The sequence below is a fragment of the Mycobacterium nebraskense genome (assembly GCF_002102255.1).
Taxonomy (GTDB): Bacteria; Actinomycetota; Actinomycetes; order Mycobacteriales; family Mycobacteriaceae; genus Mycobacterium; species Mycobacterium nebraskense.
Genome location: NZ_LQPH01000018.1, coordinates 1 through 21,246, shown reverse-complemented (window position 1 = coordinate 21,246; position 21,246 = coordinate 1). Strand labels below are relative to the sequence as shown.

The window sequence follows — 21,246 nt, the reverse complement described above, 5'->3', positions numbered from 1 at the left end:
TCTACCGGCCAGGACCACCCTGTCGGCAACCCACGTTCACATGTGTGCGAGGCCCCAGCCTCGTCATACCGTCTAAACCCCCCGACCTGAAACCGATGGGTCGGAAGGCCGGACCGGCACCACTTAGGAACTGCCGATGCCGGAAAGTCAGCGGTGCAGGCCAATTCGGACTTCAGCGGTGTGGATCACTCCGACGACAACCGCGATACCCCTGAACTGTATCGTGAACTCGGTACCCATCCGGGTATCGGAGAGCAGCTCCGGCGACTTGCATGCGTGGCCGGCGTCGAGACAGGGGCACAACCGGTGAGCGCCCGCAGCGTGAGGTTCGAGCTGGTCCTCAGACACCTTGGCAAGCAGCATTTCGCTGTCCTCTCGACAAGTGACGAAAACGGTATTCCGTATGCGGCCGGCGTGAACTACGGAATATCAACGCCCGCAGAAGATCTAGTGATTTACGTGATGACGCGACGGCATCTGAGAAAGGCGCGCAACATCGCACAGAATCCCAATGTCTCGTTGGTAGTCCCGTTGACGCGACGGCTCCTGTGGTTTCTACCCCCACCTACCATCCAGTTGCGCGGTCGCGCAGAGATCCTGGACTGGCGTGACACAGAGGGAATCGATGTCTTTGAGCGGTTCTGGCTCGGTCGTCGCATCCTCAAGGGGTATCGGAACTATCATCGGCGTGGCGAAACCAGGATCTGCTTCCTCAAGATCACCCTCGACCCGGTAATCCGGACCTATATGGTCGGTGCCAACGTCTGGCAAGTCAGCAGACGCATGGAATCCGGCGCCGCCAAGCTCATCATCCCGCACCAAACCAGTTGATCCGCCGATGCCAGCGGTGACTACGGCTGCGGGCGATGTAACGCTCAGCCGATGCAGTTGAGGCTGGTCATCATCCCGGACTTGAGGTGATGCAGAATCTTTCAGTTCCCGACACCTTCGATGATCCATTCTCTGATGCCGAAATCATTGCGTGGGAAGATGATTCATCCCCTTAGTGTCCGTTATCGCCGGATCTTGGTCATTCTCAATGAATCTGGGGCACGTCAGTCCCAGGGGTTGACCAGGTCGATGCCCGTTCCGTCGAAGTGGCGAGTATTGCGGGTAGCCACAGTGCGTGCTCGGTTCGGTGGTCGACCACATGAACCCGTGGGACGTAGAGGATCGGTGGATGCCGACCGTAGATGACGATCTCGTTGCCGAGACCGAGCAAGCATGGAGGGACTTGTCGGTCGGATCTTCAGCGCGCGCAGCCAACGTGGCCTCGCTGGAAGCCGCCTTGTGCTGACAGCCTCAGATCGACGCGGTCATCGTGCGCCCTGCTGGGTCAGGCAGCGGTGCAAGGTCAAGCGTGCGGCCCTGCGGGCAGTGCCTGTGTCCCAGCGTGTCGGCATAGCTGGCGAGGATTCGTGGGCCGACGTTGGCACACCGTTATAGCAGCCGAGCCGTACTGAGTGGTGGCCACGGATTTGGCCACAAAACACGGTGGAACCGACGCGAACGAGTGTGACGCGGTGAGACAGCGTGGACGGCTGAACGTCGCTGAACTGCAGCTATGAGACCGCACGTACTGGGAGAGACCGCGACCGGTTAGCTCATAACCCAGAGGTCGCAGGTTCGAATCCTGTCCCCGCTACCAGTAAACGGTCCCCGGAGATTTCTCCGGGGACCGTTTACATGCCACGTGGTGAATGAATCGGTCGAGGGTTCGAGCCCTGCCCGCCCCATAGCTTCATTTTGCAGGTAGAGGCCTAATAGTCAGGACAATGCCCACGCGCATCGCTATGACTCGCGGGCGACGATCACTACCGTCCGCGCCGCATGTGCGACTGCCGTGCTTACCGAACCCAGCAGCATGCCGGCGAATCCGCCGCGACCGTGACTGCCGACGACGACGAGTTGTGCGGACTCCGAGTGCTCGACAAGCTGGCGAGCCGGCTGATCGCACACAATTACACGTCGCACCCTGACATCGGGGTAGCGCTCCTGCCATCCGGCGAGCCACTCGGTGAGCGCCTCTTGTGCCTGCACTTCCATCGCCGCGAGATCCAGGCCTGGCACTTCCGGCAGGCTGCCATCCGACCACGCATGCAGTGCCACCAAGTCCACACCCCGGCGGAAGGCCTCGTCAAAGGCGATCTCCGTCGCCACTTTCGATGCGGGCGAACCATCGATTCCCACCAGCACCGGTGTCCGCGCGGGCGGCGAGGCCTCATCAGGGACGACCGCGACCGGGCAATGCGCATAGTTCACAAGGCCGGTGCTGACCGAGCCGAACGAGCCCCGGCTAAACGCGCCTTCGCCCCGGCAGCCCACGACCATGATGTCCGCGATCTTGGACTCGTTGACGAGCGTGGAAACGGCCGGGCCATGTAGCACCACGCTGTACACGAACGGCGGGCCATGGTCGGCGGTGCTGTCGGCGACCACCCTGCGCGCGTCTTCGAGAATTCGCCTCGCCTTGTCGTCCTGCCGCTCGAAATAGTCTTGAGGTACCGGAATCTCCGGCCACGGCGCAACTGCCGGCACGACCGGTGGGACGACGTGCATGAGGGTTAGCGGAACGTTGCGCATTGCAGCATCGCGAGCCGCCCAGTCGACCGCCGCCATCGACGACGCTGATCGGTCAACGCCGACCAAAATGCCGCGATGGGTTTCGTGCCCGGACATTTCGTTCCCCTGCTTCTGTCGTTAAGCGATTAGGGATTTACATGATGCGCATAAGTTCACTGCTGGGGTTGCAGTATCTTGCGAATTTCTGTGGGGAGCTGACCCAGCGCCTTATCCATCTGGGCAACCGGCAGATGATGCAAGGCGGCCGCGGTAGTGGCTGCAGCGGCTTTGCCAACGTCGTCGAGTGCGATGTTCGCCTCACGAGCGAACCGGACGGCGTAGGCCTGGGCGTCGTATTTGTCGGGGACGGCATTGGGATTCCATGCCTGGTAGAAGACGCCCCTGATCAGGTCGGGAAGCTGGGCTGCAAAATGAGCGCTCGCCTCTACAGTGAGCCGATCGCGCAGGGTATGCAGCCAGGCCCTCAGGACTCGGTAGGCGAACTCGTGATCCTCGGTGTCGAACTCCTTGGCCACATCGTTGATCCACGTGTGTGCGGAATCCATTGCATGATCAAGCGCTGTGACCTTGGTCTTCGTCGCCATGGTTGCCTCCGGTTCTACTCGAGGACGAATGTGACCAGCATGTTGACGCGGTAGGCAACAATCCCGCCGTCCTTCACATCCACCGACTGCTCCTTGATCCAGGCCGACTTGACACCACGCAACGTTTCCTCGGCCCGAGCAAGGCCTACCTTCACGGCATCTTCGAAACTGGTGTCGGACCTCGCACTGATCTCGGTTACGCGAGCGACTGTGCCTCCTGGCATGATGACCTCTCACAATCGATGTTGGATGATCCCAGACGGTGACCATTCAACTCCGGTGCGACAGAAGCAAAGAAGGGGCGATGTACTCCACGCCGGAGGACTTTGGACCACTCGTTCAACACCCACCAGGTCTAGCGTGTCGGAGATGGACGAAGCGGTAGAGCCTATTGCCGAACGTGACCATGAGCATCGCTGCCCGATCTGTGGGGGCGAAACCGAGCTGGTCTCGATCGGTTTTGTGCATCGGGACGGTGAGCAGCATCAGGTCGAGGTTTCGCCCAAGCGGCGGCGGTGTGCTGTCCTGGACTGCCACGGGCACAGCGGCCTAGACCTGGAAAGGCAGTCGCGACAGGACGTAGTCCAGGAACTGGATCGCGGTCTTCTGGTCTGATCGGGGATAGGTGCGCAGTACGCGGAGCCGGGTGCAGTCGTGGATCGCGGTGTATTGGTAGCGCTTGCGGCGGCCCGATCCGGTGGTGATCGGCTCGATGAACTTGACATCGATTTGCACGTAATGGCCAGGACGCTGCTTCGCGTAGCGTAGCCACCGCCCGGTGTGACGCTTGTAGCGTTGCGCGGCCGGCAGCCGATTCATCCCGAGCCGCCTGAGGATTCGCCACACCCCGGAAGCGCTGATATCCACGTCGTGGTAGCGCTTGAGGTGCATCCGGACTTCATGGCCCGAAGTGGTAATGCTGGCGCAGGTGGATGATCTTCTCGACAACGTCGGGATGATGATCGTCGGACACCTAGAATATGGATTCCTTGGTGCTGCCGTTCAGGCCAGTCGGGGATGGGGTTGCCAAATGCATAATCGCCGTCGGAACCGACGTCACTTGCGGTATGGCCGTCCCCGGCGGTCGATCACATCGGCGAGGGCGGCAATCGTCTGCGCGTGGGCGGCGCTCTTGGTAGCGGGGTGCACAACGTTCGTCGACGGGCAGGCTGTGTCCATCCTCAACGACCCGTTCCGGGTAGCGGGTCTGCCCGCGGTCGACGGTCCCAGCGGGCTCCGCCCGAACGGCCCCGGGCCGACCGGCACGGTGCACAACACCGACGGCGGTGCCATCGACAAGGTGGCGTTGCTATCGATCAACGACATCGAGGACTACTGGAAGCAGGCCTACGGCCAACCCCTGACGGGCAGCTTCACGCCGGTCACAGAGTTGGTGTCCTATGACTCGAATAGTAAGGACAGTCCGGCGGTGTGCCGCAGCGAGACCTATCAGAACGTTAACGCCTTTTTCACCTCTCGTTGCGACTTGATTGCTTGGGATCGTGGGGTGTTCCTGCCGGTCGGGGAGCGCATTTTCGGCGACATGTTCATCACGGGAGTGCTAGCACACGAGTACGGGCATGCCCTGCAGCAGATGGCGAAACTGGTCACGAGAAAAGACCCCACCATCGTCCGCGAGCAGCAAGCCGATTGTTTCGCCGGAGTCTATCTGTGGTGGGTGGCCGCAGGTAAGTCCCCGCGCTTCACGCTGAGCACCGGTAGCGGGCTCGATCATGTGCTCGCCGGGGTGATCAACACCCGCGACCCGGTTATGGACTCAGATATCGAAAACGACGACGAACACGGGTCGGCGTTAGATCGGGTCAGCGCCTTCCAGATGGGCTTCATCACCGGCACCCCGGCATGCGCGGCAATCAATATGAACGAAATCCTGCACCGCCGCGGTGAGCTGCCGACGACCTTGGGGGTCAATCCCAACCGGGACGCCCGGACCGGTGAGGTCGTGATCAACCAAGACACCTTGGCGACGCTGATGGAACTGATGGGAAAGATCTTTGTTCTTCGGCGGCCGCCAACGTTGTCCTACAACTCGCCGGATTGCTCCGATGCGGAAGCCAGCCCACCGGCGTCGTACTGTCCGAACACTAATACCATCACCGTCGACTTGCCTGGCTTGCAGAAGATCGGACAGGTCGCGAACGAGAAGGAACACAACCTGCCGCAAGGTGACGACACCGCCTTATCGATAGTCATGTCGAGATACGTGCTGGCGGTGCAGCGCGAACGCGGCCTACCACTTCACAGCTCGTGGACGGCCCTGAGGACCGCGTGCCTGACCGGAGTTGCACACCGCAAGATGGCCGAACCCATCGACCTGCCGTCCCACCACGACCTCTTGCTCACTGCCGGTGACCTCGACAAGGCCGTCTCGGGGCTGCTCACCAACCACCTGGTCGCCAGCGATGTTGATGGTGTCACCGTGCCTGCCGGTTTCACTCGGATAGCGGCGTTCCGCGTCGGCCTTGGCGGCGATGAGGCTTTGTGCTACGAGCGGTTTCGCGGCTAGCGGTACCTGAATCGGATCTGAGGTGATCTCCGCCACTTCGGGCATTAGTTGGTCGCCAAGTCCGACTAGGAGGCCGTACACGCTTGCGCCACCTCACGGTCGACGGTGAACCCGCCGGGTGCGGGCGGTCGCAGGCGCCGTCAATAAGGAATTTGCGGCCGCGATGGCCGCCCTGCGCGAGCTCGGCCTGCGAGTCGTGATGATGAGGGGACAACGCCCACCTCGGCAGCGATCGCCCGCGGGTCGGCGTTTCCCCGTGCCAGCCGAGGTGCTGTGCGGGCCCAACGCCGGCGAGTGGGCATGGTGGGGACGGCATCAAAGACGCGCGAGCACGAATCGCGTTGTAATCGAATATAATTCGAAGTCTGCGGCCTCAGGCTTACACAACACACTTACTTGCGACCGCCTCAACGGCCGGGCGTGGTCGGGGCCTAGCAGTTCATATGAGGAATGCAACCGCCAGGAGCACTGGGTACGTTACCTGTGGTGGAAGGCCCACCGGGCGCGGTGCTCCCCGGAGTGGTTGACGGCGGGGACGCTGGCGTCACGCTGGACGAAGGGGTGGTCGTCGTCGTTGTAGTCGTGCTTGGCGACTTACCGCCGCCGCATCCGACCGCCAAAACGAGCACAGCTGCACCACCGAACAGCCCGATTGCCGTCCTAGGTCCAGATTTCATCAGACTCTCCAATTCTTCTTCGTGGCGCCCACCCTGTCGCCATTGTCGCATGTCGACACCGGTACCGGGTAGGGGCTTTAGTCCCGGCACGCACGTGGTGTCCGATCTATTGTCAGGCACGCTTCCTCGTCACGTCAGGCGCTGGCCTGTTAAATGGAGGTAACACGCCGACTCGCCGCAAAATGGTGATATGTCTGGCCCACAATGTGGCTCGCAAGATGCTCCTACCGAGTTGGTTGACAGCCGGCTCCGGCCTACGCGAGTCCCCATCTCAGGATTGTCAACACCGACATGCTCGGGCACTAAGGTTGGAATCCGTCAACCAGTCTTTGGCCGGAGCAGTTTTCGCAATGAGCGGCTGGACCGATGTCCGCTGTTTGACTCCTTCAACAGGACGCGGCGGTCGCCGTGGAAATAGGTGTACCCGGCGGTTAGCGAGCACACTATCGTGGCGACTGCCAACATCTGAGATCCCTGTGCAATCAAGCTAATGAACCCGCCGATGGTAGCGCCGATGATGAAGCTTAGGTACAGCACAAAGTATCCCAACCACGCGGTCGCTGAGCCGCCGCTGATGTGACGTTCAATGCCCTGGCCCATCTTCACCAGCGTCCCGGTCACATAGCTCAGCGGGGTTGATACCTCACCGTCTTTGACAAATGAAGTATTGAGGGCGCCAACTCCGAATGCGACGAAAAGGATTGGCGCCAAAGAGAGATCGCCTGTTGTCGACCACCCATGCATGGTGATGCAGACCGCAGTTGCCGCTCCCAGCGCCAGAGCGGTGAGGACCGTCGGGCCATGAGGATGCGCCACCCACAGATGACGCCGGCACAACGACGCCACCACTACGCCACCGACAAAGGCCGCTAACAGCAGCCCCCCTGTGATAGCGAGCCAGGATTGATGGCGGAAGTAGCCTAACGCCGCGCGTTCGGTGTTGCCGGTCATGAAGGTCACAAAGTATCCGGCGGAGTGAGTGAACGCCGTGGCACCAATCAGGCCAGCCAGTCCGGCCAGAACCCATGACAACCTTGTCTCGCTGTCGAACATCTCGCGCATACGGCTAATCCTAAAAAGACATAATGGCTCGGTAGCAGCGCCAGTGAATCATCCTGGCTTTGTGCCGATCCCAGTTTGGGAGTTCCCCGCCTTGGTTTCGGGTGCGCCAGACAGAGGGGCGTCCTCGACGCGAGCTCGTAGTGTGGTGAGTGGTTGTATGCGACAGACCGGAACCTATTCGGTGGCACGGCGTTTGAGCCATGCCTTCGCGGCATTGCGCCAAAGTCTGTCGGGTGGCGGCTAAAAGCCTCTCCCGGGCGGCACGAAAGCCTTGCCCAGCCCCGGATCGGGCCAGTATGTGTCTGGAAGTGGCGACGAGCATCGCGAACACGTCGCGGCCTGCTGAGTGAAGAGCATCGCAGCTGCACGATGTAGGTGAAGGCCATCGTTGGGATAACCCAGAAGATTGCGAGCGCCGCCAATACAATGTTTCCGGAGGTTGCGGTGACCGATTGGTCGGGTGAGCGGTTCGAGGGGTCGGACGCGGTAAGGGGATCTGATCGGGTCGATCAGGACCCGCCCGCCGGGGTCGGGCAAGCTCAGCATGGTCGGACTGAGCGCGTGCCAGGCTCATGGGCACCGGGTGTTTCGCCGTCACCGCAGCCCGGGCCACCGTCGCCACCCCAGCAATCGCCACCGACCCCAGAGGCTGGCCATCCGCCGATAGGGCCGCCGTCGTTCAGGGGGCCGCCGGCCTCCAAGGTGCGCAAGCACGGCAGGCGGTTGTTTGTCGCATTGGCGGCCGCTGGCGCGGTACTGGTGGCGATAGCCGTAGTGGTGGTGATCACTCTGGCCGACAGGGACGGCGGTCAGATCGGCGGGTCGGCCGGCGATGCGGTCAAAAGCTACCTGGAAGCGCTCGCCCGTGGTGATGCCGAGACAGCCTTGTCCTACGGTATGGGCCAGCCCGCCACCACGGAGTTCCTCACCGGTGACGTCCTCAAAAAGCAAGTCGCGCAATGGCCGATCCGTAATATCAGAATTCTGCATGACAATTCGGGGGCGCCCGGTGCGGCGTTGAGCATGGCTCATGTGCATGTGGCCGCCACCTTCGGTGACCAACCTTCCGATGCGATCTTGGATTTGACGATGGATCACAACCGTTGGAAGCTCGCTACGCCGGCGATCAAGTTCACACCGGGTCTGGGTGCGTCAATGGGCAATGCTGCCGCGAAAACAGTGACGTTATTTGGCAAGCCGATCGGCGACTCCACGGTGTATGTGTTTCCCGGGTGGATCGACATCGGCACCACCAACCCTTACATGACGGTGGCGGTTCCACCGCTCCTGCTCGACGAGCTCACGATGGCGGCTCCGTTGTGGGTGCATCCCAACTTTGCGTTGTCGGATCAGGGACACGAGGCGGTAAACGCACAGCTGGCCGCGGCGATGACCAGTTGTCAAAGGTCGAATCTGCTGGCGCCTTCGGGCTGCCCGGTGCATCTGGAGCCCTATGGTCTGACCGAGGGAACCGTCGTCTGGGGGCCCGCCGACCTGAGCGCGGTCAAGCTCGACAACTTCGACCCGTACCGCCTGACACTGATGTTCTCAGGCCAGATCACTGTCCCGGTCACCGTGAAAACCTCCGGTGGAGTGACCAAGCAAGAGAACGCCACCGAATTCTTGTCGGGGAGCGCCGATCTGGCCACAACCCCGCCCGAACTCACATTCCGGTAGACCGAACCGGCATCGTACCGCGACCTAGGCCGATATTGGTGTTCCGAGCGGTGCGGCGATGTATTCGGTCAGCATGCGCTCGGCACAACACCATTGATCGACGTGGTCGGGCCTAGCAGTTGATATGAGGAATACAACCGCCGGGAGCACTGGGGACGTTACCGTCCGTGGCGGGTGCGGGATCGGGAGTGGGTGACGGGGGCGCTGGCACCACACTGGACGTAGGGGTCGCAAGCGGTGCGGCTGTCGTTGTGTTGCTCCACAGCACACCGCCTACTCCGGCGGCCAGCGCAACCGTTGCCGCGCCAGTGAACAGCGCGATCTTGGTCCTAGCTTGAGATGGCATCGAACTCTCTCCATTCGTTTTCACGTAAAGTGCGACCTCCATAATTGTACTAGATACCCCCGCGGGGTAGGGACTTTCGGCCCGCATCTCCGGGGGAACTGGTCCCTAACGGCTGTCGGATCGACGAGGCGTTTGCTCGAGGTGAGAGCCGAAAGCTGATGGGGTGAAGAGCAGGCCGCCGACGCGATCGTCGGTGTGCGCCAACGGCTGGTGTCGCGGTGCGATGCCGGCAATCGGATGGACGGGTCACACGAGATGGCAACGACGCGAGAAGAGCGCTGTCGACCTTGTCGAAGCGTGGTATCGAATACCCCGACGTTGATGTGGTTGCCGAGGGACTCGAGGCCAGGCTTGGGGCTGAGTTCGATCCAGGCCGCCCGTACCACGAACGCGACTTCGGCACCCTCCAGAAACCGGATTCAACCTCAAGCCGTTACCCACCGTTTGGTCGCAACTAGATAGGCCCTAAGCGGAGGCAAGTCTTCGGCTAGTGTCGGCGGGCGACGATTACCGGCACGTCGGCTGCGTGCACCACGGCCGTACTGACTGACCCCAGCAGCATTCCGGCCAACCCTCCGTGGCCGCGACTACCGACCACGACGAGCTGAGCGGATTGACTGCTCTCGAGAAGTTGGTGGACCGGCTCATCCCAGACGACCCGACGACGAACGTTAACGTCGGGATAGCGTTCCTGCCAGCTGGCTAGGCGCTCCGCAAGGGTTTTGTTCGCCGCGGATAGTACGGCCTGTTCTGACCATTTTTCGATTCTGGGAATGTGCGACCTGTCGGCGTCATTAAAGGCGTGTAGGGCCAACAATGTGGCGTCGCGCCACGAGGCTTCCTCGAAGGCGATCGCCGTGGCCAATTCGGAAGCCGGCGAGCCGTCAATGCCGACAAGGACCGGCGAATGCGTGGGTCGGCGGGATGTGGGGCCTTCAGGGATGACCGCGACGGGGCAGTGCGCGTGGTGGACCAGCGCGGTGCTGACCGATCCAAGCAGGGCGCGGCGCCAGGCGTTCTGGCCGCGGTGACCGACCACCACCATTTCAGTGAATTTGGACAGCTCTATAAGCGCCGCCGCGGGCGACGAGACAACCACCTCAGTGTTGATCTGGGGGCTATTGCCGCCTATTGCATGATCTTCAGCGATCTTGGCGGCGCGGGCGAGCAACTGCCGGGCGCCATGGTGCAGCTGTTCTGAGGCCTCAGCATGGAGGTGTTCCGGATGCGTCACCAGAATTGGCGAGCTGGTCACTGGTCGGGCAAGCCCATGGATGAGGGTAAGGGGGACATCACGCGTTGTCGCCTCGCGTGCAGCCCATCGCACAGCCGCCGCCGACGACGGCGAGCCGTCGACACCTACCAGGATTCCTGAATGCGGTGCGGCATCGAACACTTCGTCACCTTCCTTCGGATCGGCTTGACCGCCTGCCTTTCCCCAAGGTTGCAAGTGCTAGTTGGTGGTAACCCTGCGTCGGAGGCAGAATCGCGCAATTGGGCCAACGGGTATTGAGCGACCGAGAGTCACTGCCGCTGTTGACCACAATCCTTGCTACGGTCCGGTATCAGCGCTCTGGATTGAAAAGCACGGGTGGAGCTTTCAACCGGTCTGGACGCGTCGCGCCCGAGCATTGCATCGGCGCGTGATACTTGAATGCCATTGCCGGCGGGCGGGTTGGCACTAGCAGTTGATGTGCGGAATGCAACCAGTGCTACCACCGGGAGCTTCGAAGTTCCTGGTGGGCGTCTCGGTCGTGGGAACCGCGGGAACGGCCTGGGATGGGGCCACACTAGAGGTGGGAGTCGCAACCGGCGTGGGTGTACTTGCGTCACTTAGCATTCCCGCCGACTCCGGCCGCAAAAGCAACCATTACTGCACCACCGGCCAGTGCGATCTTGGTCTTAGCTTGAGATGGCATCGAACTCTCCATTCGTAGCTGCGTTGTCTTGCTATCTCAATCATCAGGTCTGATACCCCCTCGGGGTAGGGCCCTTCGTCCTTTATGCACGGGTGAGCCGGCCCCGATGGTCGGAGCGATGATGCGACCCCGGCGCAGGGGTCATAACCTCGCGCGAAAGTGGACGAGGGCATCGATGAGAGGCCAATTGCAGGCATCACAGGCCTAACCGGCAGGGAGCGGCATGCGGCTGAGCGCGGTGATGGTATGGACTGCCGCGGTTAGGTTCGCATGAACCCGATGGTGGTGTAGTCCAGGTCGGCCAAACCAGTTGCGCCGAAGTTGGCCAGGGTGCTGCGGACCGCGACGATGCCGGCGGATTGGGTCAGCGGCAGGCTGAAGCCCTCGGCCCAGATGAGCTTGTCGACTTCGTTGGCCAAGGCGAGGGCCTTGCCGGGGTCGAGTTCTTCGAGCGCTTGCTCGATGGCGGTGTCAAGCTGGCGACTGCCGATCTTCCCGAAGTTGTTCTCCCCGTCGGACCTGTAGATCCGGCTGAGCGCCGATAACGGGAACGCGTCGCCAACCCAGCCGAACTCTGCGATATCGAAAGCCCCGACGTTGATGTAGTTACTGAAGAAATCGTCGCCGACCTTGGGGTCGAGTTCGAGCCGGACGCCGATCTGGGCGAGGTTATGCTGCGTGATCACAGCCGACTCACGGCTGCCCTGTTCGTCGTAGAACAACTCGCGGATGACGAGCTGGCGACCGTTCTTTTCCCTGACCCGTCCGTTGAGCGTCCAGCCCAGTGCGTCGAGTTCCCTTTTCGCTGTTGCCGGCTCGTAGGCGACGACGCCACTGTTGTCTTGGTAGCCCTGCTGCCCGGCGACATAGATGTGATTATTCAGCGGCACTGGGTTATTCGTCAGGCCGTGCTCGGTTACCCTCGCGATCATTTGCCGATCGATGCCCTTGGCGATGGCGAGGCGCAGCGCCTTGTCGTCCAGGATCGACCCGGGGGCGCCGTTAAAAGTGAGGTGATACCAATTCGGCGCAGGAGCACGCCGAATCGAGACGCCGTTAGTGCGCCGCGCCATGCTCAACTGGTCCAAAGTCCCCACGATGGCCGCGTCGATCGTCTCGTTTTGCAGGGCGTGCAGCCGCGCGGCCTCATCGAGCACCAAATACGTAATGTTGTCAAGGAGGGGGAGCTTGCCCCACCATTTCGGGTTGCGGCTCAGTACAATTCGCTGATTGGTCCGGTCCAGAGCGGCCACGATGAACGGACCGGCCGACGGCCCCGGTTGCTCAACTTGACCAGCGTTGAACATTTTTGGCGTGGCGGTCATACTTTTGGGCAGTAGCAAAGTGTTGCCCGCGAACATGCCACGCCACTCGGCATACGGTTTGGCGAAGGTCACGACGGCCTGCCGGTCGTCGACACCACGGGCCACGGATGCGACGCGGTCGGCGCCATTGGTACCGGCGATCTCGAAGGTCTTGTCGGCGCCACTGAGGGCGTGGATTTGGCTGGCGATGTCCTCCCACGTGATCGGCGTGCCGTCCGACCACACCGCTTTGGGATTGATGGTGTAGATGACTACTTGCGGGGCAGTACTGGTGAGCTCAATCCGGGTGAAGTAGTCGCTGTCCACCGCTGTGGAGCCGTCCGGGCCGATGATGAATGCGCGCGGCATGGTGGCTTTCAGCACGGCAGTGGTATCGGCATCGTTGCCGTCGACCGTCAATATGTTGAAGTTGGAAGGAAACCCAGCGAGCGGTAGCCGCAGATTGCCGCCCTTTTGTAACGTGGCGGGATCTTGCACATTGATATCACAGGTGGTGCCGACCTCTGTGTTCCCGCTGATCGAGCGCATAGTCTGGGTGGCTGCCGAACAACCGGCCACGACCAGCTGGACCGTGAGCACCGCTAGGACCACTCGTCCGCCACAACCCCGGCTCAACGGGCTCACTCGATTCCCTGGGGCGTCAAGCCACTGCCCGAAGCCTGATGGCGGTGCTGGCCAAGTTTGCGTGGTTCCCGGAGCAAGTCGGCGGCACTCCCTGCGTGGCCCGCGCCGCCACGTTAGCCGCGAGTCGGATCTGGTTGCGGTGCCTCTGACAAAAGTCGCGGTGCGTAGTGGTGGCGCGGATGGCTGGCAACCTCCTTACTATCACCCTGATCGACGGTCGTGCCGCCGAAGACTAGGGCCACCGGGTGGGGGAGTGGCTTGATCGCTGCAAGTTAATGCGAAATGGACAGATATGACAGCGTGAACCGATCTCACGGATCACGCAACCGGGGACGCTCGACATCGTGACCGCTGCGCCGATAGGTGACAGTTTCGGTCACGCGGCCTGACTGGCCGGTGTGGTCATGATTGCTTCGAATTCGACGGGGGTCAACCGCGGGCTCACTTGCCGTCGGCGGCGGTGGTGGGTGTGTTCGATCCAGGTGATGATCGCGATGCGCAGCTGCTCGCGGGTGTCCCAGCGGCGGCGGTCCAAGACATTCTTCTGGAGCAGGCTGAAGAACGACTCCATGGCCGCGTTGTCGCCGGCAACCCCGACGCGGCCCATGGAGCCGGCCATGTCGTAGCGGCCCAGGGTGTGAACGAATTTCCGGCTTCGAAATTGGCTGCCGCGGTCGCTGTGAACCACGCACCCGGCGACGTCACCACGGCGCGTCACCGCGCTACTGAGGGCCTGGGTGGCCAGGCGGGACTTCATCCGCGAGTCGATGGAGTAGCCGACGATGCGGTTGGAGAACACGTCTTTGATCGCGCAGACGTAGAGCTTGCCCTCGCCGGTGCGGTGTTCAGTAATGTCAGCCAGCCACAACTGATTTGGCGCATCGGTGGTGAAATCGCGGCGACCAGATCGTCATGGACCGGTGGGCCGGCCTTGCCGTTCTTGCCGCGCTTGCGCTTGCCGAACGCGCTCCACCAACCGTTGTTCGAGCAGATCCGCCACGCGGTCCGCTCGGCCATCGGCTGCCCGGCATCGCCGGCCTCGGCGACCAGGAAGCGGTAGCCGAACTCCGGGTCATCGCGGTGGGCGTCGAATAAGGCGTTGGCCCGGTAGGCTTCGGCCAGCTCGGCGTCGGTGACCGGGTTGGCCAGCCAGCGGTAGTAGGGCTGGCGGGCGAGCTTGAGCACCTGGCACGGCACCGCCACGGGGATCCCCTCGGCGGCGAGCTCTTTCACGAGCGGGTAACGCCTTCCCGGCAGGTTCGACTGCGACAAGTAAGCAGCCGCTCGGCGCAGGACCTCATTTTCCTGCTCCAACAGCCGATTTCGCCGACGCAATTCCCGCAGCTCGGCCGACTCACCGGTCGTCTTGCCCGATGTGGCCCCGTCGTCTACATCGGCCTGGCGTAACCACTTCGACCGCGTCATCGGATGCACGCCGAAATCGGCGGCAACCTGCTCGATCGTCACACCGTCTTCACGGCAACGGGCGACCCGCACGACATCGTCGCGGAACTCACGCGGATAGGGCCTGGGCGCAATGACATCCTTCCAGCCCACCCGACTGGGGCAAGCCAACTCAGATGTCACCTATTCGTGCAGCAGACCCATCGAGGGCTCGTTACCCCATTAGTGATTTGGAGGGCAGGAAGCGGCCGGGGTCAGCGTCGTAGCTGTCGAGGCATATCTGGGAGCAGAAGTACTGCCTGTGCCCGTCGACGTCGCGATGGCCGGCTGCGCGATCGACCACGAGCTCCATTCCGCATACCGGGTCGGTTGTGGTCGCAACGCCTTTACCGCCGTCGCCCAAGTGCCAGCGGGCAGGTTGCGGCTGGGTAATGCCGTAGTCGCGCGCAGTGGCATCAGTGCGAGCTCGTCGCGCCGGATCACGCGTGGGCGGCCGCAAGCGCCGTGTCTCGACCTCCCACACCCAGCCGCTGATGGTCACGTCGTCGGGAATGAGCGGATGGTCCTCAAACACCTCGATCGTCTTCAGCAGCGCCTCATCGACGTCGTCGATCATCCCAATCCATTTGGCGAAACCGCCCTTGTCGAGCTTTAACTCGGGCAGTGTCGGATCCAAAACGGGCTCATCGGTGTCGATACCCTTGTCCTTGAAGTAGGCTTCGAGGTCGTTGGCGTTTGCTGACAACATCCCACACTGGGTGTGCTGAACGATGACAATTTCATTTGTGCCAAAGAAATTCGTCGACAACATCGCTGATCGGATCGCGTCATCAGTGACGATTCCCCCGGCGTTGCGGAAGCAGTGTGCATCCCCGTGCCCGACCGGCGAATCGACCTGGATACCCAGCGCTTCATTGATCGGCAGCCGTTCATCCATGCAAGCCAGTACCCAGAGCCTGCGGTCGGTATAGCCAAGGCGGCCAAACCGACGCCGCTTGGCCCAATGTTCATATGCCACGACCTTAGCGGTCAACTCATCCTTCAATGTGGCCACCCTGACCTCCTTCAGTAATTTCCGCACAAGCACCTGCGATGCCGATGGCGTACGCAGCGGAATGTGGCCCACAGCAACGTCTTCAGCCTCCCGTTGCAAGTGAAGTTCCTCTAGGGCCAAAAGTCCTGCAACCGGTTATGACCCAGTCAGATGCACTTCGCGGTAGCGATCTCCTCGTACTCGACTGGCGGTAACAAGCCGGCGGAGCTGTGGCTACGGCGGGTGTTGCAGAAGTCGTGGCACCAGGCCGTGACGACTACTCGTGCCTTGTCCTTGTGGTGAATCGGTGCGCCGAGACAGCACCTCGTGTTCGAGAGCGGAGAAGAACGGTCCCGAAGCGGTGTTGTCGAAGCACGACCCGACGCCTCTCATCGACGGCCGAATCCCGAGCTTGCGGGAAGTTGGGTGAAATTGCTTGCGGTGTAGGTAGATCCGGGTCAGTGTGGAAGATAATCCGGGTCGATCACTGCGCCGCGCGCCGCAGCGGCCGTCTTGATTGCGTCTGCTGCCAGCTCGCGGCGTCGGGATGACCCGACATCGGCGCCGTCAGCAACTGTTGACGACGGTTGAAAACCAGGCCATGGCAGGTCCGGTTGATCCAAACTGTCAGGCTGGCAAAAAACACGAGTAACCCGTCAGCGGGTTACCGCGTTTTTGATGGCCCAGACGGGGTGCCGCGAGCTCAGATCTCGAACAGCATAGCGAGGAAGAGGATTGTCATGCCGGCGGCCATCATCGCCTGACTGAGATTTCCCAGGGATCGAAAGCGGGTGGTGGCGTGCTGTCGCTCGATGATGTACCTGTATGTCCAGTAAGCCGCCGCGACCGCGAAGCCGACAATTCCGACCCAATTGACTGCGCCAAACCATATGGGCGGGGCGCTGGTTGCCGGCATGTTCATCGCAGCCATGTCCATGTCCGGCATCGACATAGCCGGCTGGGTGCTTGTCTGGACATGGAGCAGATGACCGTTCATGGTGGCGTACATCCAGGCGGTCGCGAGCATCATCAGGCCGTGATATCCGCATAACACTCGCACGGTGGTCGTTCGGGCCGCAACGACGGCCATGGACACAAACCATACGGCGGCCAGCAGGAAAAATAGGGCAGGTCCCGTCGTTGGCAATCGTGCGCTCCACGGCCAGGCCATCGCGGCCATGCCGACTGCCATGAGGAAATGCAGTCCGTGGCTGATGATCGTGGCCCATGGGCGGCGTTGGGTGAGGATCGGTAGAACACATTCGACGGCACCCAGCCCGAATAGTCCGGTGACTACCCACCGAAGCGCCAGGTCGTCGATCATGTGATACCGGGGCGCTCGGATCGGGAAAAGTCATGCGGTTCAACGTCGATGGTGGTGTGAGGCCCTGTCATGCGTCGCGGCCGAATTGGCGTAGCCGCAGCGAGTTTGTCACTACGCTGACCGAGGAGAGTCCCATCGCCGCACCTGCTACCACGGGGTTCAGCAGGCCGAGTGCGGCCAGGGGGATGGCGGCGGTGTTGTAGCCGAAGGCCCAGCCGAGGTTTTGATGGATCGTGCGTAGGGTCTGCCTGGAGAGCTGGATCGAACGCACGACACCGTCGAGCTGGCCGGACATCAGGGTGATGTCGGAGGCTTCGATGGCCACGTCGGTGCCGGTGCCGATCGCAATGCCCAGGTCGGCCTGGACCAGGGCGGGTGCGTCGTTGACCCCGTCGCCGACCATGGCGACCACCCGGCCCTCGTCTTGGAGCCGGCGGATCTCGGTGACTTTGTCTTCGGGTAACACCTCGGCCAGGACGCGGTCGATGCCGACCTGTTTGGCGATCGCGTCAGCGGTGCGGGCGTTGTCGCCGGTGATCATGGCGACCTGCAGCCCCATGGCGTGCAGCCGAGCGACCACGTCGGCGGCGTCGTCTTTGACCGTGTCGGCCACTGCGAGCACGCCGACCACCTGGCCGTCGCGGCCGACGAATACCGCGGTGCGGCCCTGCTCTTCGAGCTCTACGGCCGCGGTAGCGAGGTGCTCGGGCAACACCAGATCGTGGTCCTCGACGAGCTTGCGCCGCCCGACCAGCACGGGCTGACCGTCGATCTCGGCGCGCACTCCGTGCCCGGCCAGGTTGGTGAACTCGGTGGCGACCGGAATCTCCAACCCGTGCTCGCGGGCCCCGGCGACGATGGCCGCGCCGATGGGGTGTTCGGAGCCCGACTCGACCGCGGCGGCAAGCCGCAGCACCAGATTAGGCTGGCGGCGCTTGCCGGCAATGACATCGGTGAGCTGCATCTGGGCGCGGGTCAGCGTGCCGGTCTTGTCGAACACCACGGTGTCGATCTTCTTGGAGGCTTCCAGCACCTCGCCGCCCTTGACCAGGATCCCCATCTCTGCGCCGCGGCCGGTGCCGACCATGATGGCGGTGGGGGTGGCCAGGCCCAGCGCGCACGGGCAGGCGATGATCAGCACCGCGACCGCGGCGGTCATGCCCGCAATCGGGTTGGCCGCGATCAGGGCCCAGCCGGCGAACGTTGCGGCGGCCACACCGACGACGGCCGGCACGAACACCGCCGAGACTCGGTCGGCCAGCCGCTGGATCGGGGCCTTGCCGCCCTGTGCTTGTTCGACCAGGCGCACGATTTGGGCCAGCGCGGTGTCGGCCCCGACGGCGGTGGCGCGCATGGTCAGCAGCCCGTCGGTGTTGACGGTGGCCCCGGCAACGCGGTCGCCTATCCTCTTTTCGACGGGAACGGATTCGCCGGTCAGCATTGACTCATCGACGGCGGCGCGCCCGTCGGTGACCTCGCCGTCGACCGGGATCTTCTCCCCGGGCCGCACCAGCAGCAGGTCTCCGACTTGCACCTGATCAATTGGCACGAGAATTTCTTGGCCGTCGACGAGCAGGCAGGCTTCCTTGGCGCCCATCTCGAGCAGCTTGCTGATCGCCTCGGAGGCCTTGCCCGTGGCTCTCGCTTCGAAATAGCGGCCCAGCACCACGAACGCGATGATCAACGCCGCGGTGTCGAAGTACAGCGGGCCGCCGGCGAACAACCCATAGGTGGAGTAGCCGAACGCGGTCAAGGTGCCCAGCGCGATCAGCGTGTCCATGCCCGCGGACCCCGCCCGCGCCTGCTGCACGGCCCCCTTGAGGAACGGCCACCCAGCCACGAACTGCACGGGCACCGTCGCCGCGAACGCCAGCCACCCCGCCCACGGGTAAGCGCCGAACAGCATCGGCGCCGCCATCGACAACAGCCCCAGCGGCACGGCCAGCCACACCCGCCGCAACCACCGCCGCTGCTCGTGCTGACTATCCGCGCCCGGGGACCCGTGGCACGACGGGGCCGGCCCCGCATGACAGCTGCCACCCTCGACCGGCGCGGACAGCTTGTCGCCGTCGGGCGAGCCGCCCAACAAGCGACGGATCCCCCCAGTGATCTTCTGCACCACACCGGTGCTGCGCACATCAGCCGAGTGCGGGGCCCGCGCGGGCACCAACTCCGCCGGGATGTGCTGGGCATCGGCGATCGCTGACAACACGGCAGCGGTGTCGCAGTCCTCCGGCGCGTACCAGATCACTACCGATGCCGTGCGCGGATAGGCATACACCGCGCGCACCCCCGGCACCTCGGCGACCGTATCCTCGATCGCGACGGCCCGAACCGCGTCAAACTCAAACCCGCTGGCGCGCAACCGCATCCGTCCTCCCCCTTGGGAGACAACCTTCAGCGCGACGCCGACATCAGGGCGAGTGTCAGTGGCAAGCATCGTCCGCCTCATGGATCAATGTCGGGGTCGAGCCCGCCGCCGGTGGCGGAACTTGTTCCCCGATGCGCTCGGTCGCCTCGGCGAGCACGTCGGCCACCGCCAATCGAGCCCGCTCGGCGCCCTCCTTGGTCTTGCGCCCCGTCGCGCGGGCAGCGCGCAAACCCAAGGCAGTGGTGCCAACCGTCACCTTCCGCCACGGCGCCTTCGCCACAGCCTCCCACGCCGCAACCCCCACGACGCCGGTCACCACCGCAGGCACCGCTTTCGTCACTAGTCCATGCCATAACGTCATCTCGAACGCTTCCTTCCTATCGTTGATCCATCACTGGGTTGTGGACAGTCACAGTCCTGGCCGCCGCCACGTCATGCGGAACTCCCCGCGGGCAGCGGCTCGTCATCAGTCGGTTCGCCGGCCGCGGCACCGCTGAGCTGTGCCTGCGGACCGGTCAGCGCCGGCGTGAACTTGACCGCATCAAGCAGCTCGTCAATGGCCGCTTGCCCGCGGCCATCGAGCACCGCCGCCGAAAAGCAAGTCTCTAAGTGGTTGCGCAACATCACCCGATTTGTTCGCTCCAGAGAGGACTGAACCGCTGAGATCTGCTTCATTACGTCCACGCAGTACGCGTCGGACTCCAGCATCCGGATGATCCCGTCTAGGTGGCCCCGAACCGTCTTGAGCCGGTTCAGCGCCGCGTGCTTCTTGCCCGTCAGTTCGGTGCCGTTCATAACATCCACGAACACTAGTCTATCCACCCCACCCGGGGTGGGCGACTCGAAGTGATCATCGGCTCTCCCAGCCCGTAGCCGTCAAGGCGTGCCCACGCTGGGTCAGCTCCTCGGTTCGTCCAAGGCGTGTGGCCTCGACTACCACCCTGCTGGCCGAGAACTGGAAAAAACGGCCCGCGAAACTCGGCCGGGGGACTGCCCGGAGTGCACCTCGTCCATTTCTCGGTCGGCGGTATCAAAGTCCAGATCCTTCTTGGGAAACTAAGCGGTGTCTACTCGTGCGGACTTGCTGCGCGTCGGTGGCCGCCAAGGGCTGTGCCATCAAAAGCCTCGATTCCAACCCACAAGCAGCGGGCCATTTACCAGTGCCATACCGACAGCCACGGGCCGTAGCGGCAAATCGACCATCGCTCCCTCGAGTGCGCGGAAGCTATGGCGGTCAAGTAACGCCGCGGGGACCGTGAGTTTGGTGGGCGTCGTCGGCGTCATGATCACTGCTGTGGCTGTGGTCTCCGCTCATCATGAATAGCATCATCACCGGGCAAGCGAGCACCACGAGCACGAGTAGAACCGTCGAGGCTGGGGCACCGAGGGCCAGCGCTACGACGACAGCGGCGATCAGCGCCGTCGCGTACCACATCATGTGCTTACGCTTCATCGGGAGGACCTTCCGCAAGTTGTCATGAGGCTGTCGCTGTCAATGTTGCGCTAGATGATTAGGCCGCCAACCCAATCGAACAATGACTGTCGGGAAGCGCCCGAAAGTCATCGTCGCAATCGACAACAGCCCGCGATCCCAGCTTGAGATTTCATCCATCCCTCCCTCAATCATCGTCGTGAGCAGCACTGAACTTCATGATCGCGGTACATACCCCTACAGGGTAGTGGCTAAGGTCCTTTTGTGCCCAGGGGTGAACCGGTCGTGTCCTGAAACCGGTGTAAATGGGGCCGGGCGTAGGTTCTGCTTCGAGACCTACCAAGTCATCGAAGAAAGG

At 62.7% G+C, this 21,246-nt stretch carries 19 protein-coding genes; 4 read left to right on the top strand and 15 right to left on the bottom strand.

The genetic code is table 11. From position 1 onward, the window contains the following. Positions 1-153: 153 nt before the first annotated feature. Positions 154-831, top strand: coding sequence for a pyridoxamine 5'-phosphate oxidase family protein (locus AWC17_RS02475; protein ID WP_231588717.1), 678 nt, complete (start codon positions 154-156; stop codon positions 829-831). 960 nt (positions 832-1,791) lie between these two features. Here AWC17_RS02475 and AWC17_RS02470 read toward each other — a convergent pair. From AWC17_RS02470 to AWC17_RS02455, 4 genes are all read right to left on the bottom strand, one after another. Then, positions 1,792-2,679, bottom strand: coding sequence for a universal stress protein (locus AWC17_RS02470; RefSeq protein ID WP_046183226.1), 888 nt, complete (start codon positions 2,677-2,679; stop codon positions 1,792-1,794). 56 nt (positions 2,680-2,735) lie between these two features. Next, positions 2,736-3,167 (bottom strand): DUF2267 domain-containing protein, encoded by a 432-nt coding sequence (locus AWC17_RS02465; protein WP_046183227.1) that lies wholly within the window; start codon positions 3,165-3,167, stop codon positions 2,736-2,738. Positions 3,168-3,181: 14 nt separating this feature from the next. Further along, a complete protein-coding gene (locus AWC17_RS02460; RefSeq protein ID WP_046183228.1) occupies positions 3,182-3,391 on the bottom strand; it encodes a dodecin family protein in 210 nt (69 codons plus the stop codon). Between the two features lie 325 nt (positions 3,392-3,716). Next, positions 3,717-4,058, bottom strand: coding sequence for a hypothetical protein (locus AWC17_RS02455; protein WP_052742745.1), 342 nt, complete (start codon positions 4,056-4,058; stop codon positions 3,717-3,719). A 139-nt stretch (positions 4,059-4,197) separates the two neighbouring features. Here AWC17_RS02455 and AWC17_RS02450 point away from each other — a divergent pair, with 139 nt between their 5' ends. After that, positions 4,198-5,694: a neutral zinc metallopeptidase gene (locus tag AWC17_RS02450; protein ID WP_141224423.1), complete on the top strand. Its 1,497-nt coding sequence runs from the start codon at positions 4,198-4,200 to the stop codon at positions 5,692-5,694. A gap of 995 nt (positions 5,695-6,689) precedes the next feature. Here AWC17_RS02450 and AWC17_RS02445 read toward each other — a convergent pair. Further along, entirely contained in the window at positions 6,690-7,433 is a 744-nt protein-coding gene (locus AWC17_RS02445) for a YoaK family protein (protein ID WP_046183229.1), read from the bottom strand. A 723-nt stretch (positions 7,434-8,156) separates the two neighbouring features. Between AWC17_RS02445 and AWC17_RS02440 the strand changes: the two genes are divergently transcribed. Continuing rightward, on the top strand, positions 8,157-9,110 hold the full coding sequence (locus tag AWC17_RS02440; RefSeq protein WP_167385537.1) for a DUF4878 domain-containing protein: 954 nt from the start codon (positions 8,157-8,159) through the stop codon (positions 9,108-9,110). 833 nt (positions 9,111-9,943) lie between these two features. Here the strand turns inward: AWC17_RS02440 and AWC17_RS02435 are convergent. The 10 genes from AWC17_RS02435 to AWC17_RS02395 all read right to left on the bottom strand — a co-directional run bounded on the left by AWC17_RS02435 (position 9,944) and on the right by AWC17_RS02395 (position 20,909). Further along, on the bottom strand, positions 9,944-10,852 hold the full coding sequence (locus AWC17_RS02435) for a universal stress protein (protein ID WP_046183237.1): 909 nt from the start codon (positions 10,850-10,852) through the stop codon (positions 9,944-9,946). A 783-nt stretch (positions 10,853-11,635) separates the two neighbouring features. Next, the gene (locus AWC17_RS02430) at positions 11,636-13,228 is read right to left on the bottom strand and encodes an ABC transporter family substrate-binding protein (RefSeq protein ID WP_082122945.1); all 1,593 of its coding nucleotides are present in this window, start codon (positions 13,226-13,228) and stop codon (positions 11,636-11,638) included. A 472-nt stretch (positions 13,229-13,700) separates the two neighbouring features. Then, positions 13,701-14,863 (bottom strand): IS3 family transposase gene (locus tag AWC17_RS02425; RefSeq protein WP_141224425.1). Its coding sequence is split into 2 segments (ribosomal slippage): positions 13,701-14,224 and positions 14,224-14,863, totalling 1,164 coding nucleotides; the frame shifts between segments, so codons are not numbered across the junction. Between the two features lie 79 nt (positions 14,864-14,942). Continuing rightward, positions 14,943-15,782, bottom strand: a complete 840-nt coding sequence (locus AWC17_RS02420) for a carbonic anhydrase (RefSeq protein WP_046183239.1) — start codon at positions 15,780-15,782, stop codon at positions 14,943-14,945. Positions 15,783-16,245: 463 nt separating this feature from the next. Next, entirely contained in the window at positions 16,246-16,407 is a 162-nt protein-coding gene (locus AWC17_RS32450; protein WP_156174123.1) for a hypothetical protein, read from the bottom strand. Positions 16,408-16,464: 57 nt separating this feature from the next. Further along, positions 16,465-17,085: a DUF5134 domain-containing protein gene (locus AWC17_RS02415; protein WP_046183230.1), complete on the bottom strand. Its 621-nt coding sequence runs from the start codon at positions 17,083-17,085 to the stop codon at positions 16,465-16,467. Positions 17,086-17,152: 67 nt separating this feature from the next. Further along, positions 17,153-19,456, bottom strand: coding sequence for a copper-translocating P-type ATPase (locus tag AWC17_RS02410; protein ID WP_046183231.1), 2,304 nt, complete (start codon positions 19,454-19,456; stop codon positions 17,153-17,155). A 55-nt stretch (positions 19,457-19,511) separates the two neighbouring features. Beyond that, complete coding sequence (locus AWC17_RS02405) at positions 19,512-19,817, bottom strand: DUF1490 family protein (RefSeq protein ID WP_046183232.1); 306 nt, start codon at positions 19,815-19,817, stop codon at positions 19,512-19,514. A gap of 71 nt (positions 19,818-19,888) precedes the next feature. Further along, positions 19,889-20,251 (bottom strand): copper-sensing transcriptional repressor CsoR, encoded by a 363-nt coding sequence (gene csoR / locus AWC17_RS02400; RefSeq protein WP_046183240.1) that lies wholly within the window; start codon positions 20,249-20,251, stop codon positions 19,889-19,891. 439 nt (positions 20,252-20,690) lie between these two features. Next, positions 20,691-20,909: a DUF2933 domain-containing protein gene (locus tag AWC17_RS02395; RefSeq protein WP_046183241.1), complete on the bottom strand. Its 219-nt coding sequence runs from the start codon at positions 20,907-20,909 to the stop codon at positions 20,691-20,693. Positions 20,910-20,991: 82 nt separating this feature from the next. Here AWC17_RS02395 and AWC17_RS32990 point away from each other — a divergent pair. Beyond that, positions 20,992-21,246: hypothetical protein (locus AWC17_RS32990; RefSeq protein WP_208618353.1), on the top strand; the 255-nt coding region annotated here is incomplete at its 3' end.

What these genes read in the sequence shown, in the direction of transcription:
- AWC17_RS02470 (WP_046183226.1), bottom strand. Translation starts at nt 2,679, where the DNA reads ATGTCCGGGCACGAAACCCATCGCGGCATTTTGGTCGGCGTTGACCGA.
- AWC17_RS02465 (WP_046183227.1), bottom strand. Translation starts at nt 3,167, where the DNA reads ATGGCGACGAAGACCAAGGTCACAGCGCTTGATCATGCAATGGATTCC.
- AWC17_RS02460 (WP_046183228.1), bottom strand. Translation starts at nt 3,391, where the DNA reads ATGCCAGGAGGCACAGTCGCTCGCGTAACCGAGATCAGTGCGAGGTCC.
- AWC17_RS02455 (WP_052742745.1), bottom strand. Translation starts at nt 4,058, where the DNA reads ATGCACCTCAAGCGCTACCACGACGTGGATATCAGCGCTTCCGGGGTG.
- AWC17_RS02450 (WP_141224423.1), top strand. Translation starts at nt 4,198, where the DNA reads ATGCATAATCGCCGTCGGAACCGACGTCACTTGCGGTATGGCCGTCCC.
- AWC17_RS02445 (WP_046183229.1), bottom strand. Translation starts at nt 7,433, where the DNA reads ATGCGCGAGATGTTCGACAGCGAGACAAGGTTGTCATGGGTTCTGGCC.
- AWC17_RS02430 (WP_082122945.1), bottom strand. Translation starts at nt 13,228, where the DNA reads ATGCGCTCGATCAGCGGGAACACAGAGGTCGGCACCACCTGTGATATC.
- AWC17_RS02415 (WP_046183230.1), bottom strand. Translation starts at nt 17,085, where the DNA reads ATGATCGACGACCTGGCGCTTCGGTGGGTAGTCACCGGACTATTCGGG.
- AWC17_RS02410 (WP_046183231.1), bottom strand. Translation starts at nt 19,456, where the DNA reads ATGCGGTTGCGCGCCAGCGGGTTTGAGTTTGACGCGGTTCGGGCCGTC.
- AWC17_RS02405 (WP_046183232.1), bottom strand. Translation starts at nt 19,817, where the DNA reads ATGACGTTATGGCATGGACTAGTGACGAAAGCGGTGCCTGCGGTGGTG.
- csoR (WP_046183240.1), bottom strand. Translation starts at nt 20,251, where the DNA reads ATGAACGGCACCGAACTGACGGGCAAGAAGCACGCGGCGCTGAACCGG.
- AWC17_RS02395 (WP_046183241.1), bottom strand. Translation starts at nt 20,909, where the DNA reads ATGAAGCGTAAGCACATGATGTGGTACGCGACGGCGCTGATCGCCGCT.